General features: G+C 34.2%; 11 protein-coding genes. 10 read left to right on the top strand and 1 reads right to left on the bottom strand.

Annotated elements, in window-relative coordinates; translation table 11 throughout:
• Positions 1-2: 2 nt before the first annotated feature.
• Positions 3-395, bottom strand: a complete 393-nt coding sequence (locus MG292_RS01535; RefSeq protein WP_264534450.1) for an SPOR domain-containing protein — start codon at positions 393-395, stop codon at positions 3-5.
• Between the two features lie 213 nt (positions 396-608).
• Between MG292_RS01535 and MG292_RS01530 the strand changes: the two genes are divergently transcribed.
• From MG292_RS01530 to queG, 10 genes are all read left to right on the top strand, one after another.
• Positions 609-1,943, top strand: coding sequence for a c-type cytochrome (locus MG292_RS01530; RefSeq protein ID WP_264534451.1), 1,335 nt, complete (start codon positions 609-611; stop codon positions 1,941-1,943).
• Positions 1,944-1,972: 29 nt separating this feature from the next.
• Complete coding sequence (locus MG292_RS01525; protein ID WP_264534452.1) at positions 1,973-5,029, top strand: TAT-variant-translocated molybdopterin oxidoreductase; 3,057 nt, start codon at positions 1,973-1,975, stop codon at positions 5,027-5,029.
• Between the two features lie 33 nt (positions 5,030-5,062).
• The gene (gene nrfD, locus MG292_RS01520) at positions 5,063-6,463 is read left to right on the top strand and encodes an NrfD/PsrC family molybdoenzyme membrane anchor subunit (RefSeq protein WP_264534453.1); all 1,401 of its coding nucleotides are present in this window, start codon (positions 5,063-5,065) and stop codon (positions 6,461-6,463) included.
• Entirely contained in the window at positions 6,456-6,980 is a 525-nt protein-coding gene (locus MG292_RS01515; protein ID WP_264534454.1) for a DUF3341 domain-containing protein, read from the top strand. Before nrfD ends, MG292_RS01515 begins: the two co-directional genes overlap by 8 nt.
• Positions 6,981-6,988: 8 nt before the next feature.
• Positions 6,989-7,534, top strand: a complete 546-nt coding sequence (locus MG292_RS01510; protein WP_264534455.1) for a c-type cytochrome — start codon at positions 6,989-6,991, stop codon at positions 7,532-7,534.
• A 27-nt stretch (positions 7,535-7,561) separates the two neighbouring features.
• Positions 7,562-8,923 (top strand): quinol:cytochrome C oxidoreductase, encoded by a 1,362-nt coding sequence (locus MG292_RS01505; RefSeq protein WP_264534456.1) that lies wholly within the window; start codon positions 7,562-7,564, stop codon positions 8,921-8,923.
• Between the two features lie 19 nt (positions 8,924-8,942).
• Entirely contained in the window at positions 8,943-10,097 is a 1,155-nt protein-coding gene (locus MG292_RS01500) for a cytochrome c oxidase subunit II (RefSeq protein WP_264534457.1), read from the top strand.
• 29 nt (positions 10,098-10,126) lie between these two features.
• Complete coding sequence (locus tag MG292_RS01495; RefSeq protein WP_264534458.1) at positions 10,127-11,911, top strand: cytochrome c oxidase subunit I; 1,785 nt, start codon at positions 10,127-10,129, stop codon at positions 11,909-11,911.
• A gap of 94 nt (positions 11,912-12,005) precedes the next feature.
• The gene (gene ruvB, locus MG292_RS01490; protein ID WP_264534459.1) at positions 12,006-13,028 is read left to right on the top strand and encodes a Holliday junction branch migration DNA helicase RuvB; all 1,023 of its coding nucleotides are present in this window, start codon (positions 12,006-12,008) and stop codon (positions 13,026-13,028) included.
• Positions 13,029-13,138: 110 nt separating this feature from the next.
• Positions 13,139-14,065 (top strand): tRNA epoxyqueuosine(34) reductase QueG, encoded by a 927-nt coding sequence (queG, locus tag MG292_RS01485; RefSeq protein ID WP_413614239.1) that lies wholly within the window; start codon positions 13,139-13,141, stop codon positions 14,063-14,065.
• Position 14,066: the final 1 nt, after the last annotated feature.

The following is a 14,066-nucleotide window of genomic DNA, read 5'->3' as shown; positions in this document are numbered from 1 at the left end:
ATTTAGTACTTATTGGGTTTTATAAGAAGAGTGGTTTTATATTTTTTTCTTATCATAATTAAGTTTCTTTCTGCCTCTATTCGTGATCTAAAATTACCTACCCATACCTTATAATTAGGAGTGTTAAACACAATTGTAACATCAATGTCTTTATATTCTTGTTTGAAAGTTTGCACTATTTTTTTTGCTTTTTCACTTTCGCCACTAAATATTTGAATTTTGTAACGATCATTTGCGATAATTGCAGGGTTATATTTTCTTTTTTCATTTAATAAAACATCTATTTTTTCATCAATATTGCTTGCTGTTTTTGAATTTTGTGAATAGGAATAAAAGCTTTGGAAGTAGAATAAAACTAAATATAAAACAAAATTAGTAGTACTTAAAATTCTCATAATGTGGTGGTTTTTATGCAAAAATAATACTTAATAAGGAAATGTTTTATTTAAAAGTTATTTAGAATTAATATAAATTGAATTTAAGACTATTTTAAGGTTTTGAGAATAGTTCTTAAGTCGTATTTTTGTGCAAGTTTAAAAAGAGTGTATTCGTTTTTTTGAAAATATTCGAAAAATGATGACAATTTTAGTAGATAATTATTGTACTATATGAAAAAGATGGGTAACCATAATTCGATCTTAAAGAAATTATATTTCTGCTTAGCTTTAATGCTAGTTTTCTCTGTATCATCATTTGCTCAAGATGCTGTACCAGCAGCTACTGATGCTACGGCGGCTCCCGCCGCTACAACCGGTGGAGATCCTGTAAAAGGGAAAGAACTATTCAATGCAAATTGTGCTGCGTGTCATAAATTAGATGCTAAATCTACAGGTCCTGCTCTTAGAGGGGTAGCTGGTAAATATGAGATGTCATGGATCTACAAATGGGTTCATAATAGTTCTGACTTAATTAAGTCAGGTGATGCTGCTGCAGTTAAGGTGTTTGAAGAGAACAATAAAGTAGTAATGACTGCTTTTCCTCAACTGTCTGAAGGAGATATTGATAATATTATAGCATATACTTCAACTCCTAAAGAAGAAGCTCCTAAAGTTGCGGGTGCTGCTACTCCAGGTGCTGAAGGTGTTGCTCCATCAGAAGCTGGGTTGTCGAATAATATTATTTTGGGTGCGCTTGCTTTGGTGATGGCGATGCTTGTTGTAATGTTGTTTTTGGTGAACAATGTGTTAAGAAAAGTAGCTAAGGCTAATAATATTGAGGTTGCTCCGAAAGAACCAAGAATTTCTATTTGGAAAGCATTTGTTAAAAATCAATTTTTAATATTGGTTACAGTAATATTCTTATTGTTGTCTGGTGCTTATTTGGTTTATGGATATTTAATGCAAGTGGGTGTTGATCAAGAGTATGCTCCGATTCAACCAATTCATTATTCTCATAAAATTCACGCTGGTGATAATGAGATTAATTGTAAATATTGTCACTCTGCTGCTAGAGTTAGTAAAAATGCAGGTATCCCTTCTTTAAATGTTTGTATGAACTGTCACAAGAATATTTCTGAGGTGGCAGAAACTACCGCTACTCCTGAGTACAGCAAAGCATTTTATGATGAACAAATCCAAAAATTATACACAGCTGTGGGTTGGGATAAAACTACTCAATCGTATACTGGAAAAACACAACCTGTTAAATGGGTTCGTATTCATAATTTACCTGATTTTGTTTATTTCAATCACTCGCAACACGTAACTGTTGCAGGAATTGAATGTCAAACATGTCACGGTCCTGTTCAAGAATATGAAATTCAAAAACAATTTGCTCCTCTAACAATGGGATGGTGTATTGATTGCCATAGAAAAACCGATGTTAAAATGGAAGGGAATGAATATTATACCAAAATCCACGAACAACTTTCTAAAAAATATGGAGTAGAGAAATTAACTGCTGCTCAAATGGGAGGTTTAGAGTGTGGTAAATGTCACTATTAATCAAATTATTAAGTTTTTAATATTTATATATGTCATCAAACAAAAAATACTGGAAAAGTGTTGAGGAACTAGACGGAAATAGTTCTATTGTTGAGGCGCTTAAAAATAACGAATTCGTTGAAGAGATTCCTACAAATGAATTTTTAGGGAATAATGATGCTTTGTCATCGTCTTCTACTACACGTCGTGATTTTTTAAAGTACGTTGGATTTAGTACTGCGGCAGCTACTCTTGCTGCTTGTGAGGGTCCTGTTCATAAATCAATACCTTATGTGTTGCAACCAGAACAAATCATCCCTGGTGTAGCTGATTATTATGCAACGTCTGTTTTTGACGGTTTTGATTTTGCTAATTTATTAGTTAAAACACGCGAAGGTCGTCCAATCAAAATTGATAACAACACAATTGCTGGAGCAAAATTTTCTGCTAATGCGAGAGTTCATGCTTCAATCTTGTCTTTATATGATAGTTTGCGATTGAAAGAACCTAAAATTGCTGGAACTAATGCAAGTTGGGCTGATGTAAATTCTAAGATTGCATCAAGCATTGTAGAAGCGAAAGCAAAAGGAGGTCAGGTAGTTTTATTGACAAATACTCTAGCGAGTCCATCAACTGAAAAATTGATCGCTGAATTTATTGCTAAAAACCCTAATGCAAAACATGTTGTATATGATGCGGTTTCGTCTTCTGAAGCGTTAGATGCTTTTGAAACAGTATATGGTGAAAGAGCTTTAGTAGATTATGATTTTTCTAAAGCATCTTTGATCGTTTCTGTTGGAGCTGACTTCTTAGGAGATTGGCAAGGTGGAGGATATGATGCAGGATATGCTCAAGGTAGAATTCCTAAAAATGGAAAAATGTCACGTCATTTCCAATTGGAAGCGAATATGACTTTATCTGGAGCTGCTGCTGACAAACGTTTACCAATGTCAACTGCAAATCAAAAACAAGCATTAGTTCATATATATAATATTGTAACTGGTTCTTCAGTTGCTGTTAATTTAGCACCTGAGTTTAAAGCGGAGGTTACTAAAGCAGCACAACAATTAAAAGCTGCGGGTTCAAAAGGAGTATTAGTTTCTGGAATTCAAGATAAAAATGCTCAGTTGTTAGTTTTGGCAATTAACCAAAAATTAGCAAGTGAAGCTTTCACTACTTCTGGAACAAGACAAATAAGAAAAGGATCTAACGAGAAAGTAGCTCAATTGATTAATGAAATGAAAGCAGGTAGCATTCATACATTGATTATGAGTGGCGTTAATCCAGTTTATACATTGGCAGATAGTGCTTCATTTGTAGAAGGACTTAAGAAAGTTACTACTTCAGTTACTTTTTCATTAAAAGAAGATGAAACGGCTTCATTAACTACGATTGCAGCTCCTGCACCACACTATTTAGAATCTTGGAATGATTTAATGTTGACTAAAGGAACGTATAGTCTTACTCAACCTACAATTCGTCCTTTATTTAATACCAAACAATTTCAAGACGTTTTATTGTCATTGAATGGAAATGCGGGAACTTTTTATGATTATATCAAAGGAACTGCAGCTTCAATAATTGCAGGATCTACTTGGAATAAAGTATTACATGATGGTGTTTATGTTGGTGTAGTTCCAACCGCATCTGCTGGTTCAGCTGATTACACTGCTGCTGCTACTGTTCTGTCAAGTTCAAAAGCTGCTGATGCACTTGAATTAGTTTTATATACTAAAACAGGTTTAGGTGATGGTCAACAAGCAAATAATCCTTGGTTGCAAGAATTTCCAGATCCTATTACAAGAGTTTCTTGGGATAATTATGTTACAGTTTCTAATGCTGATGCTAAAAAATTAGGATTGTCTAATGAAATTGTTGCCAATGGAGGTTTAAATGGTAGTTATGCTACTATTACAACTACAGATGGTGTTAAATTAGAAAATGTACCCGTTATTGTTCAGCCAGGTCAAGCGGTTGGAACTGTAGGTATGGCTTTAGGATATGGTCGTAAAGCAGCGCTAAAAGAAGAAATGGTTGTAGGTTTAAATGCTTACGCTTTATATAAAGGATTTAATAATGTACAATCTGTTTCCTTGGTTAAAACTGATGGAGAACATGAGTTTGCTTGTGTTCAAGGTCAAAAAACGTTGATGGGAAGAGGTGATATTATTAAAGAAACAACTTTAGAAATATTTAACACTAAAGACGCTAAAGAATGGAATGAAGTTCCTATGGTATCTTTGGATCATAAAGAAGTAGAATCAACAAAAGTTGATTTATGGGATTCATTTGATCGTACAATTGGGCACCATTTCAATCTTTCTATCGACTTGAATGCTTGTACAGGATGTGGTGCTTGTGTTATTGCATGTCATGCTGAGAATAACGTTCCTGTAGTGGGTAAATCAGAAGTGAGAAGAAGTCGAGATATGCACTGGTTGCGTATTGATAGATACTATTCTTCTGAAAGTACTTTTGAAGGAGATAACGAAAGAAAAGAAAATATTGCAGGTTTGTCAAGTTCATTGTCAACGTTTAACGAAATGGAAAAAGCGGGAGATAATCCTCAAGTTGCTTTCCAGCCAGTTATGTGTCAACACTGTAATCACGCACCTTGTGAAACTGTTTGTCCGGTTGCAGCAACTTCTCATGGTCGTCAAGGTCAAAACAATATGGCTTACAACAGATGTGTAGGTACTCGTTACTGTGCTAACAACTGTCCGTATAAAGTACGTCGTTTCAACTGGTTCTTGTATAGCCAAAATAGCGAATTTGATTATCATATGAATGACGACTTAGGTCGTATGGTATTGAATCCAGATGTGAATGTTCGTTCTCGTGGAGTTATGGAGAAATGTTCTATGTGTCTACAAATGACTCAAGCGACAATTCTTAAAGCGAAGAGAGAAGGAAGAGCTATTGTTGATGGAGAATTCCAAACTGCTTGTTCAAATGCTTGTTCTACTGGAGCAATGGTATTTGGAGATGTTAATGATGCGGATGCAAAAGTTGCTCAATTAGCTACTGATGATAGAATGTACCATTTATTAGAGCATGTAGGAACTAAGCCAAATGTGATTTATCACGTTAAAGTTAGAAATATCTAATATAGTATTAATTAAGAAACAAGATAAAGGATTATGTCGTCTCACTACGAATCAAGCATTAGAAAACCTTTAGTTATAGGTGATAAATCATATCACGATGTAACAGTTGATGTTGCAGCTCCTGTAGAAGGTAAGGCTAATAAACATTGGTGGATTGTGTTTTCAATCGCATTAACAGCTTTCCTTTGGGGATTAGGCTGTATCATCTATACTGTATCTACAGGTATCGGAACATGGGGATTAAATAAAACCGTGGGTTGGGCTTGGGATATCACTAACTTTGTTTGGTGGGTAGGTATTGGTCACGCAGGAACATTGATTTCTGCAGTATTATTACTTTTCCGTCAACGATGGAGAATGGCTATTAACCGTTCTGCAGAAGCAATGACCATTTTCTCAGTAATTCAGGCTGGTTTGTTCCCAATCATTCACATGGGGCGTCCTTGGTTAGCATATTGGGTTTTGCCTATTCCAAATCAATTTGGATCTTTATGGGTAAACTTTAACTCGCCATTATTATGGGACGTATTTGCAATCTCTACTTATCTTTCAGTATCATTAGTTTTCTGGTGGACTGGTTTATTGCCTGACTTTGCAATGTTAAGAGATAGAGCAATTACTCCTTTTCATAAAAGAATATATTCTATCTTGAGTTTTGGATGGAGTGGTAGAGCAAAAGACTGGCAACGTTTTGAAGAAGTCTCTTTGGTACTTGCAGGTTTAGCAACGCCATTAGTGCTTTCTGTACATACTATCGTATCGATGGACTTTGCTACCTCAGTAATTCCAGGATGGCATACAACTATTTTCCCTCCTTACTTTGTTGCTGGAGCAGTATTCTCTGGATTTGCAATGGTAAATACGTTGCTTATTATTATGAGAAAAGTATCTAATTTAGAAGCTTATATTACTATTCAACATATTGAATTAATGAATATTGTAATCATGATTACAGGTTCTATCGTTGGGGTAGCTTATATTACTGAGTTATTTGTTGCTTGGTATTCTGGTGTTGAGTACGAACAATATGCTTTCTTAAATAGAGCAACAGGACCTTACTGGTGGGCTTACTGGTCGATGATGACTTGCAACGTGTTCTCTCCTCAATTTATGTGGTTCAAAAAACTAAGAACAAGCATTATGTTCTCTTTTATAATCTCTATAGTTGTAAATATTGGAATGTGGTTTGAACGATTCGTAATTATTGTAACTTCATTGCATAGAGATTATTTACCATCTTCATGGACAATGTTCTCACCAACATTTGTTGATATTGGTATTTTTATTGGAACAATTGGTTTCTTCTTTGTATTGTTTTTATTATATGCAAGAACATTCCCAGTGATTGCTCAAGCAGAGGTTAAAACAATTTTGAAAGCAACAGGAGAGAATTATATTAAAGAAAGAGCAAATAAAGATTCACACCATGAGTAATAAAGTAATATACGCCATTTATAATGACGATGATGTATTAATGGATGCCGTTAAGAAAACACGTGCTGCTCATTATCATATCGAAGAGGTTTTTAGTCCATTTCCTGTTCATGGATTGGATAAAGCTATGGGACTTGCGCCAACACGTTTAGCTATTTGTGCATTTTTGTATGGATTATGCGGGATATCATTTGGAACATTTTTGATGAATTATGTAATGATTCAAGATTGGCCACAAGATATTGGTGGAAAACCAAGTTTTAGTTATATTGAAAACATGCCCTCTTTTGTTCCAATCATGTTTGAAGAAACGGTATTTTTTGCAGCGCACTTAATGGTAATTACTTTTTACATGAGAAGTAAGTTGTGGCCATTTAAACAAGCAGAAAATCCTGATGTTAGAACTACAGATGACCATTTCTTAATGGAAGTTGCTGTGAATGATAATGAGTCTGAATTGGTTTCATTTTTTGAAAACACGGGAGCTGTTGAAGTTAAAGTAATAGAAAAGCATTAATCATAGTTATGAAAAATATATTTAAAATTGCAGTTTTATCAGGTATGACTGCTTTGGTGACATCATGCCATGATAAATCTGCACCAAACTATCAATATTTTCCAAATATGTATGAATCTGTTGGGTATGAAACTTATTCAGAGTCAGCTGCATTTAAAGATGGTAAAGAGGGACAGCTTCCTGCTCCAGGAACAATCAATAGAGGTTTTGAGCCTTATGAATACGAAAATTCATCTGCAGGATATGAACTAGCTAAGGCTACTCTTAAATCGCCTTTGGATTCTATTGAAAGAAGTTCTGAAAAAGGGAAAGAGCTTTTTGAAATTTATTGTATTAGTTGTCATGGTGCTTCTGGAAATGGTAAAGGTAAATTAGTTGAGAGGGAGAAATTTTTAGGCGTTCCTAGTTATGCTGATAGACCTATTACTGAAGGAAGTGTTTTTCATGTGATTACCTATGGTTTAAATGCGATGGGATCCCATGCTAATCAATTGAACCCTCATGAACGTTGGTTAGTTGCTGACTATGTTCTAAAATTAAAAAGTCAATTATAATTGTTGAATTAACTGATCGTTATAGATATGTATACATTTTCAAGTAAATTAAAAACTTTTTCTTTTATCCTAATGGCAGTAGGTCTTTTAGGTATTGGATATGGTTTTTATACTGCACCAAAAGATATTAAAGAAGTAGAACAACTACTTGCTGCAGAGAATCATGGTGGTCATGGTGCGATAAAGCACGAAGTTTCTGTTGCTAATGAATCACATGTAGTTGGCGAAGATTCAAAAGTTGCTAAAGTTAGTGAAGAAGCAGAGCATTCAGAGCATTTAAATCATGTGTTACACCAATTACAAAATAAGCCATGGGCTGCATTATATGTTGCTTGTATCTTCTTTTTATTGATTTCTATGGGGACATTGGCATTTTATGCAATTCAACAAGTTGCTCAAGCGGGATGGTCTCCAGTATTATTTAGAGTAATGCAGGGAATTACTTCTTATTTACCAGTAGCATCAATTTTATTTTTCATTTTGTTAGTGTTATCAGGTCTACATTTCAATCATTTATTTGTATGGATGTCTGAAGGTGTTACAGATCCTAAAAGTGCCAACTTTGATGAAATTATTGCAGGTAAATCGGGTTACTTAAATTTTCCATTTTGGATTGTTAGAGCAGCTATATTTTTATTGGGTTGGAATTTATATAGATATTATTCAAGAAAGAATTGTTTAGCTCAAGACGAAGCAGATGATAATTTGAATTATAAAAAGAATTTTAAAATTTCTGCTGCATTTTTAGTATTCTTCATCGTTTCAGAGTCTATTATGTCTTGGGATTGGATAATGTCCATAGATCCACATTGGTTTAGTACATTATTTGGATGGTACGTTTTTGCAAGTTTCTTTGTGAGTGGTATCACGATGATTGCTATGGTAACATTATATTTAAAATCTAAAGGATATTTAGAGTATGTAAATACAAGTCATATTCATGATTTAGCAAAATTTATGTTTGGTATAAGTGTATTTTGGACCTATTTATGGTTTTCTCAGTTTATGTTAATTTGGTATGCTGATATTCCAGAAGAAATTACCTATTTTGTTACTAGAATCCAAGTTTATAATTTACCATTTTTTGGTGCTGTAGCTATGAATTTCCTTTTCCCTCTATTAATTTTGATTAACACTGATTTTAAGAGAATTACTTGGGTAGTTGTTATGGCGGGAATTGTTATTTTGTTAGGTCACTACGTTGATTTCTTCAATATGATTATGCCTGGAACAGTAGGTGATCAATGGTTTATCGGAGTTTCAGAAATAGCTTCTGTTCTTTTCTTTGCTGGGTTATTCATTTTTGTTGTTTTTACAACATTAACTAAGGCTCCATTGCTAGCTAAAAGAAACCCATTTATTGAAGAGAGTAAACATTTTCATTATTAATATTTAAAGAAATAAACAGATGACAAGTTTGTTGGTAATTGTAGTTTTAGTTTTATTGGCTGTTGCATTTTGGCAGTTAACTAAAATTTTTGATCTTACTCAGGTAGGAGCGTCGAATTCAGATGATTCTCAGATTGCAACTGATAATGATAATAATGTTCAAGGGTATTTAATGTTTGGCTTTTTAGCTTTCATTTATGTATTTACAATTTATTCATTGTTAGCGTGGGGAGATCTTCCTTTACATACTCCTGCTTCTGAGCACGGTAAAGATGTAGATAATTTAATGGGGATATCATTTACATTAATTTTTATTGTTCAGGCAATTACACAAGTATTATTGCACTATTTTGCATTTAAATACAGAGGTAAAAAAGATCAAAAAGCGTTATTTTTTGCAGATAACAATAAATTAGAAGCTGTTTGGAGTGCTATTCCTGCGGTAGTCTTAGCGGGTTTGATTTTATACGGTTTGTATGCATGGAATAATATTATGTTTGTTGACGAAGATGAAGATGTTATTGTAATTGAATTATATGCACAGCAATTTAAATGGACTGCTCGTTATGCAGGTGCAGATAATGTCTTAGGAAAAGCTAATGTTAGATTAATTGAAGGTGTTAATGCTTTAGGTGTAGATTTATCCGATCCAAATGCTCAAGATGATTTTGTAGTGTCTGAATTGCACGTACCTAAAGGAAAAAAAATACATTTTAAATTCCGCTCACAAGATGTTTTGCATTCGGCTTATATGCCTCATTTTAGAGCTCAGATGAACTGTGTGCCAGGAATGGTTACTGAGTTTTCTTTTGTTCCAACCTATACATCTGCGGAGTACAGAGAGTTACCTTTTATGGTTGAAAAAATAGATAGAATAAATAAATTGAGAGCAAAGCAAAGTGAAAAACTTGTAGCAGAAGGTAAGACTGCTCTTGATCCATATACATTTGATTATTTATTATTATGTAATAAAATTTGTGGTGCTTCTCACTACAATATGCAAATGAAAATAGTGGTTGATTCACCAGAGGATTACAAAAAATGGTTGTCAGATAAGGTAGCTTTAGTTAAGGAAGTGAAAGCAGCTAATGAGCCAGCTCCTGCAGAAGGTACTAGTTCAGATTCAACAGCTGTTGTTAGCGATACAGCTGGAGCTAAAATGGCTATGAAATAATTAATATAATATATTTAAAAGTATACAATATGTCAGCAGAAGGACACGGTCACGAACACGATCATCATCATAAAGAAACATTCATTACTAAGTACATATTTAGTATTGATCATAAAATGATTGCAAAACAATACTTAATTACAGGTATAGTTATGGGAATCATTGGAGTTGGTATGTCATTGCTATTCAGAATGCAACTAGCTTGGCCAGAAGAATCTTTTAAAATCTTTAATATATTATTAGGAGATAAGTTTGCTCCCGAAGGAGTAATGGCTAACGATATCTATTTAGCCTTAGTTACAATACACGGGACTATTATGGTATTTTTTGTATTAACTGCTGGCTTAAGTGGAACATTTAGTAACCTTTTGATTCCACTTCAAGTTGGAGCAAGAGATATGGCTTCAGGTTTCATGAATATGATTTCCTATTGGTTGTTTTTCTTATCAAGTGTTATCATGGTTTGTTCTTTGTTTGTTGAAGCAGGACCAGCATCGTCAGGATGGACTATTTACCCTCCATTAAGTGCATTACCACAAGCTATACCTGGTTCAGGAACTGGAATGACATTATGGTTAGTTTCAATGGCTATCTTTATTGCTTCATCTTTAATGGGGTCTTTGAACTATGTTGTAACAGTTATTAATCTCAGAACGAAAGGGATGACTATGACAAGATTGCCTTTAACAATTTGGGCTTTCTTTATTACAGCTATTATTGGTATTGTTTCTTTCCCAGTTTTGTTATCAGCAGCTTTATTATTAATTTTCGATAGAAGTTTTGGTACCTCTTTCTTTTTGTCAGACATTTATATTGCTGGTGAAGTTTTACACTATCAAGGAGGTTCACCTGTATTGTTTGAACATTTATTTTGGTTTTTAGGTCACCCTGAAGTTTATATTGTATTATTACCCGCTTTAGGAATTACTTCTGAAATTATTGCTACAAACTCTCGTAAGCCAATTTTTGGATATAGAGCAATGATTATGTCAATTTTAGCAATTGCTTTTCTATCAACAATTGTATGGGGACATCATATGTTTGTGTCTGGTATGAATCCGTTTTTAGGGTCAGTATTTACATTCACTACATTACTGATTGCAATTCCATCCGCTGTAAAAGCATTTAACTATATTACAACGCTTTGGAAAGGGAACTTACAATTTAATCCAGCAATGTTGTTCTCTGTTGGATTAGTTTCAACTTTCATTACTGGAGGTTTGACAGGAATTATTCTTGGAGATAGTACTTTAGATATCAATGTACATGATACTTACTTTGTTGTTGCTCACTTTCACTTAGTAATGGGTATTTCCGCACTTTATGGTATGTTTGCTGGGATTTACCATTGGTATCCAAGAATGTTTGGACGAATGTTAAATAAAAATTTAGGATACATCCACTTTTGGGTTACTGCAGTTTGTGCTTATGGGGTGTTTTTCCCAATGCATTTTATAGGATTAGCTGGATTGCCAAGACGTTATTATACAAATACAAATTTTCCATTGTTTGATGACTTGCAAAATGTAAATGTATTGATTACTACGTTTGCTTTAGTGGGTGGAGTTTTTCAGTTAGTTTTCTTGTATAATTTCTTTGTTAGTATGTTTTATGGTAAAAAAGCTGAGCAAAATCCATGGAGATCTAATACTTTAGAATGGACTGCACCAGTAGAACATATTCATGGGAATTGGCCAGGTGAAATTCCTGAAGTTCATAGATGGCCTTATGATTACAGTAATCCTGAACATGAGGATGATTTTGTTCCTCAGAATGTTCCAATGAAACCTGGAGAAGCCGTTTTACATCATTAATATCAGTAAGCCTCTATTTAAATAGAGGCTTTTGTTTTTTATACAATGAGTCAAATTTTAGTGTGGCTCTAAAATCTTTCTTTATCTTTGTTTTATGAACGAAAATTTAGACCCTACCACGAAAGGATACAATTCAGATGAGCTTGATCTTGAAAAGAGATTGAGACCGCTATCATTTCATGATTTTGCTGGGCAAGACCAAGTTTTAGAAAATCTTAAGGTTTTTGTACAAGCGGCCAATCAACGCAATGAGGCTTTAGACCACACACTTTTTCATGGTCCACCAGGTTTAGGAAAAACAACATTAGCTAATATTCTCGCTAATGAATTAAATGTTGGAATTAAAATTACTTCAGGGCCTGTGTTGGATAAACCAGGTGATTTAGCTGGACTGCTAACCAATCTAGAAGAGAGAGATGTGTTATTTATTGATGAGATTCATCGTTTAAGTCCTATTGTTGAAGAGTACTTATATTCTGCTATGGAGGACTTTAAGATTGATATTATGATTGAATCTGGACCTAATGCAAGAACTGTTCAAATTAACCTAAATCCTTTTACTTTAATAGGAGCAACAACACGGTCGGGTTTATTGACTGCCCCAATGCGTGCTCGATTTGGTATTTCATCCCGTTTGCAATATTATACTACAGAATTATTGACTACCATTATCGAGCGTAGTGCAAGTATTTTAAATATGCCTATAGATCTTGAGGCCGCGATTGAAATTGCTGGTAGAAGTAGAGGAACCCCCCGTATCGCTAATGCTTTGTTGCGTAGAGTACGTGATTTTGCACAAATTAAAGGCAATGGTACAATTGATATAGAAATTGCAAAATATGCCTTAAAAGCGCTTAATGTAGATGCACACGGTTTGGATGAAATGGATAATAAAATTTTAAATACCATTATTGACAAATTTAAAGGAGGCCCTGTAGGCTTAACTACTTTGGCTACAGCTGTATCTGAAAGCAGCGAAACCATCGAAGAAGTCTATGAACCGTTTTTAATTCAAGAAGGATTTATTATGCGAACTCCCCGTGGGCGAGAAGTGACCGAGAAAGCCTATAAACATTTAGGTAAATTAAAATCCAATATTCAAGGCGGGTTGTTTTAATTTTGGGAGCTCATCCTGCTATCCGCTGTATCTTTATGGCAACTTCGGAAGCCTCAGTCACCATAAAGGATGCCGCTTCTATCAGGGCTAGTTAAACCGGTTTTAATTCTATTTCTATTAATAATAAATCAAAATATTCGCAATTAATCAAATCTGAGGCGCAACGCCTTGGTTTTTTGTCTTGTGGTATATCAAAGGCTGAATTTCTAGAAAACGAAGCTCCACGGCTCGAAAAATGGCTTAAAAACAATTGTCATGGTCAAATGAGTTATATGGAAAATCATTTTGATATGCGTTTGAACCCTACTTTGTTAGTTGATGGTGCTAAAAGCGTGGTTTCTTTGTTATTCAATTATTACCCTTCTGAATTACAGCGCAAGGATACTTATAAAGTCTCAAAGTATGCATACGGACAAGATTATCATTTTGTAATTAAAAGCAAATTAAATGAGCTTTTATTTTCTATTCAAGAACAAATAGGCGATATCTCAGGCCGAGCTTTTGTTGATTCGGCCCCAGTTTTAGACAAAGCTTGGGCTGCTAAAAGTGGCTTAGGCTGGATAGGAAAAAACAGTAATTTGATAACCCAAAAAGTAGGTTCTTTTTATTTTATAGCCGAGTTAATTGTTGATTTAGATTTAGAATATGATGTTGTAACTACGGATCATTGTGGTAGTTGTACGGCTTGTATAGATGCATGCCCCACACAAGCCATTATAGCTCCGTATCAAGTGGATGGGAGTAAATGCATTTCGTATTATACAATCGAATTAAAAGATAATCTACCTGAAGAAATGAAAGGTAAATTTGATGATTGGGCCTTTGGGTGTGATGTATGCCAAGATGTTTGTCCTTGGAATCGTTTTTCTAAATCACATAAAGAACCGCTATTTAATCCAATCCCAGAACTGCTTTCATTTTCAAAAAAAGATTGGCAGGAAATAACAGAAGATACGTTTAAAAAAGTATTTAAAAATTCCCCACTCAAACGGACTAAATTTGAAGGGCTTAAAAGGAATATCAATTTTATTAAATAAA

The organism is Flavobacterium keumense (assembly GCF_029866485.1).
Lineage (GTDB): Bacteria > Bacteroidota > Bacteroidia > Flavobacteriales > Flavobacteriaceae > Flavobacterium > Flavobacterium keumense.
The sequence above is the reverse complement of the archived record's forward strand: the minus strand, read 5'-3'. Positions and strand labels throughout refer to the sequence as shown.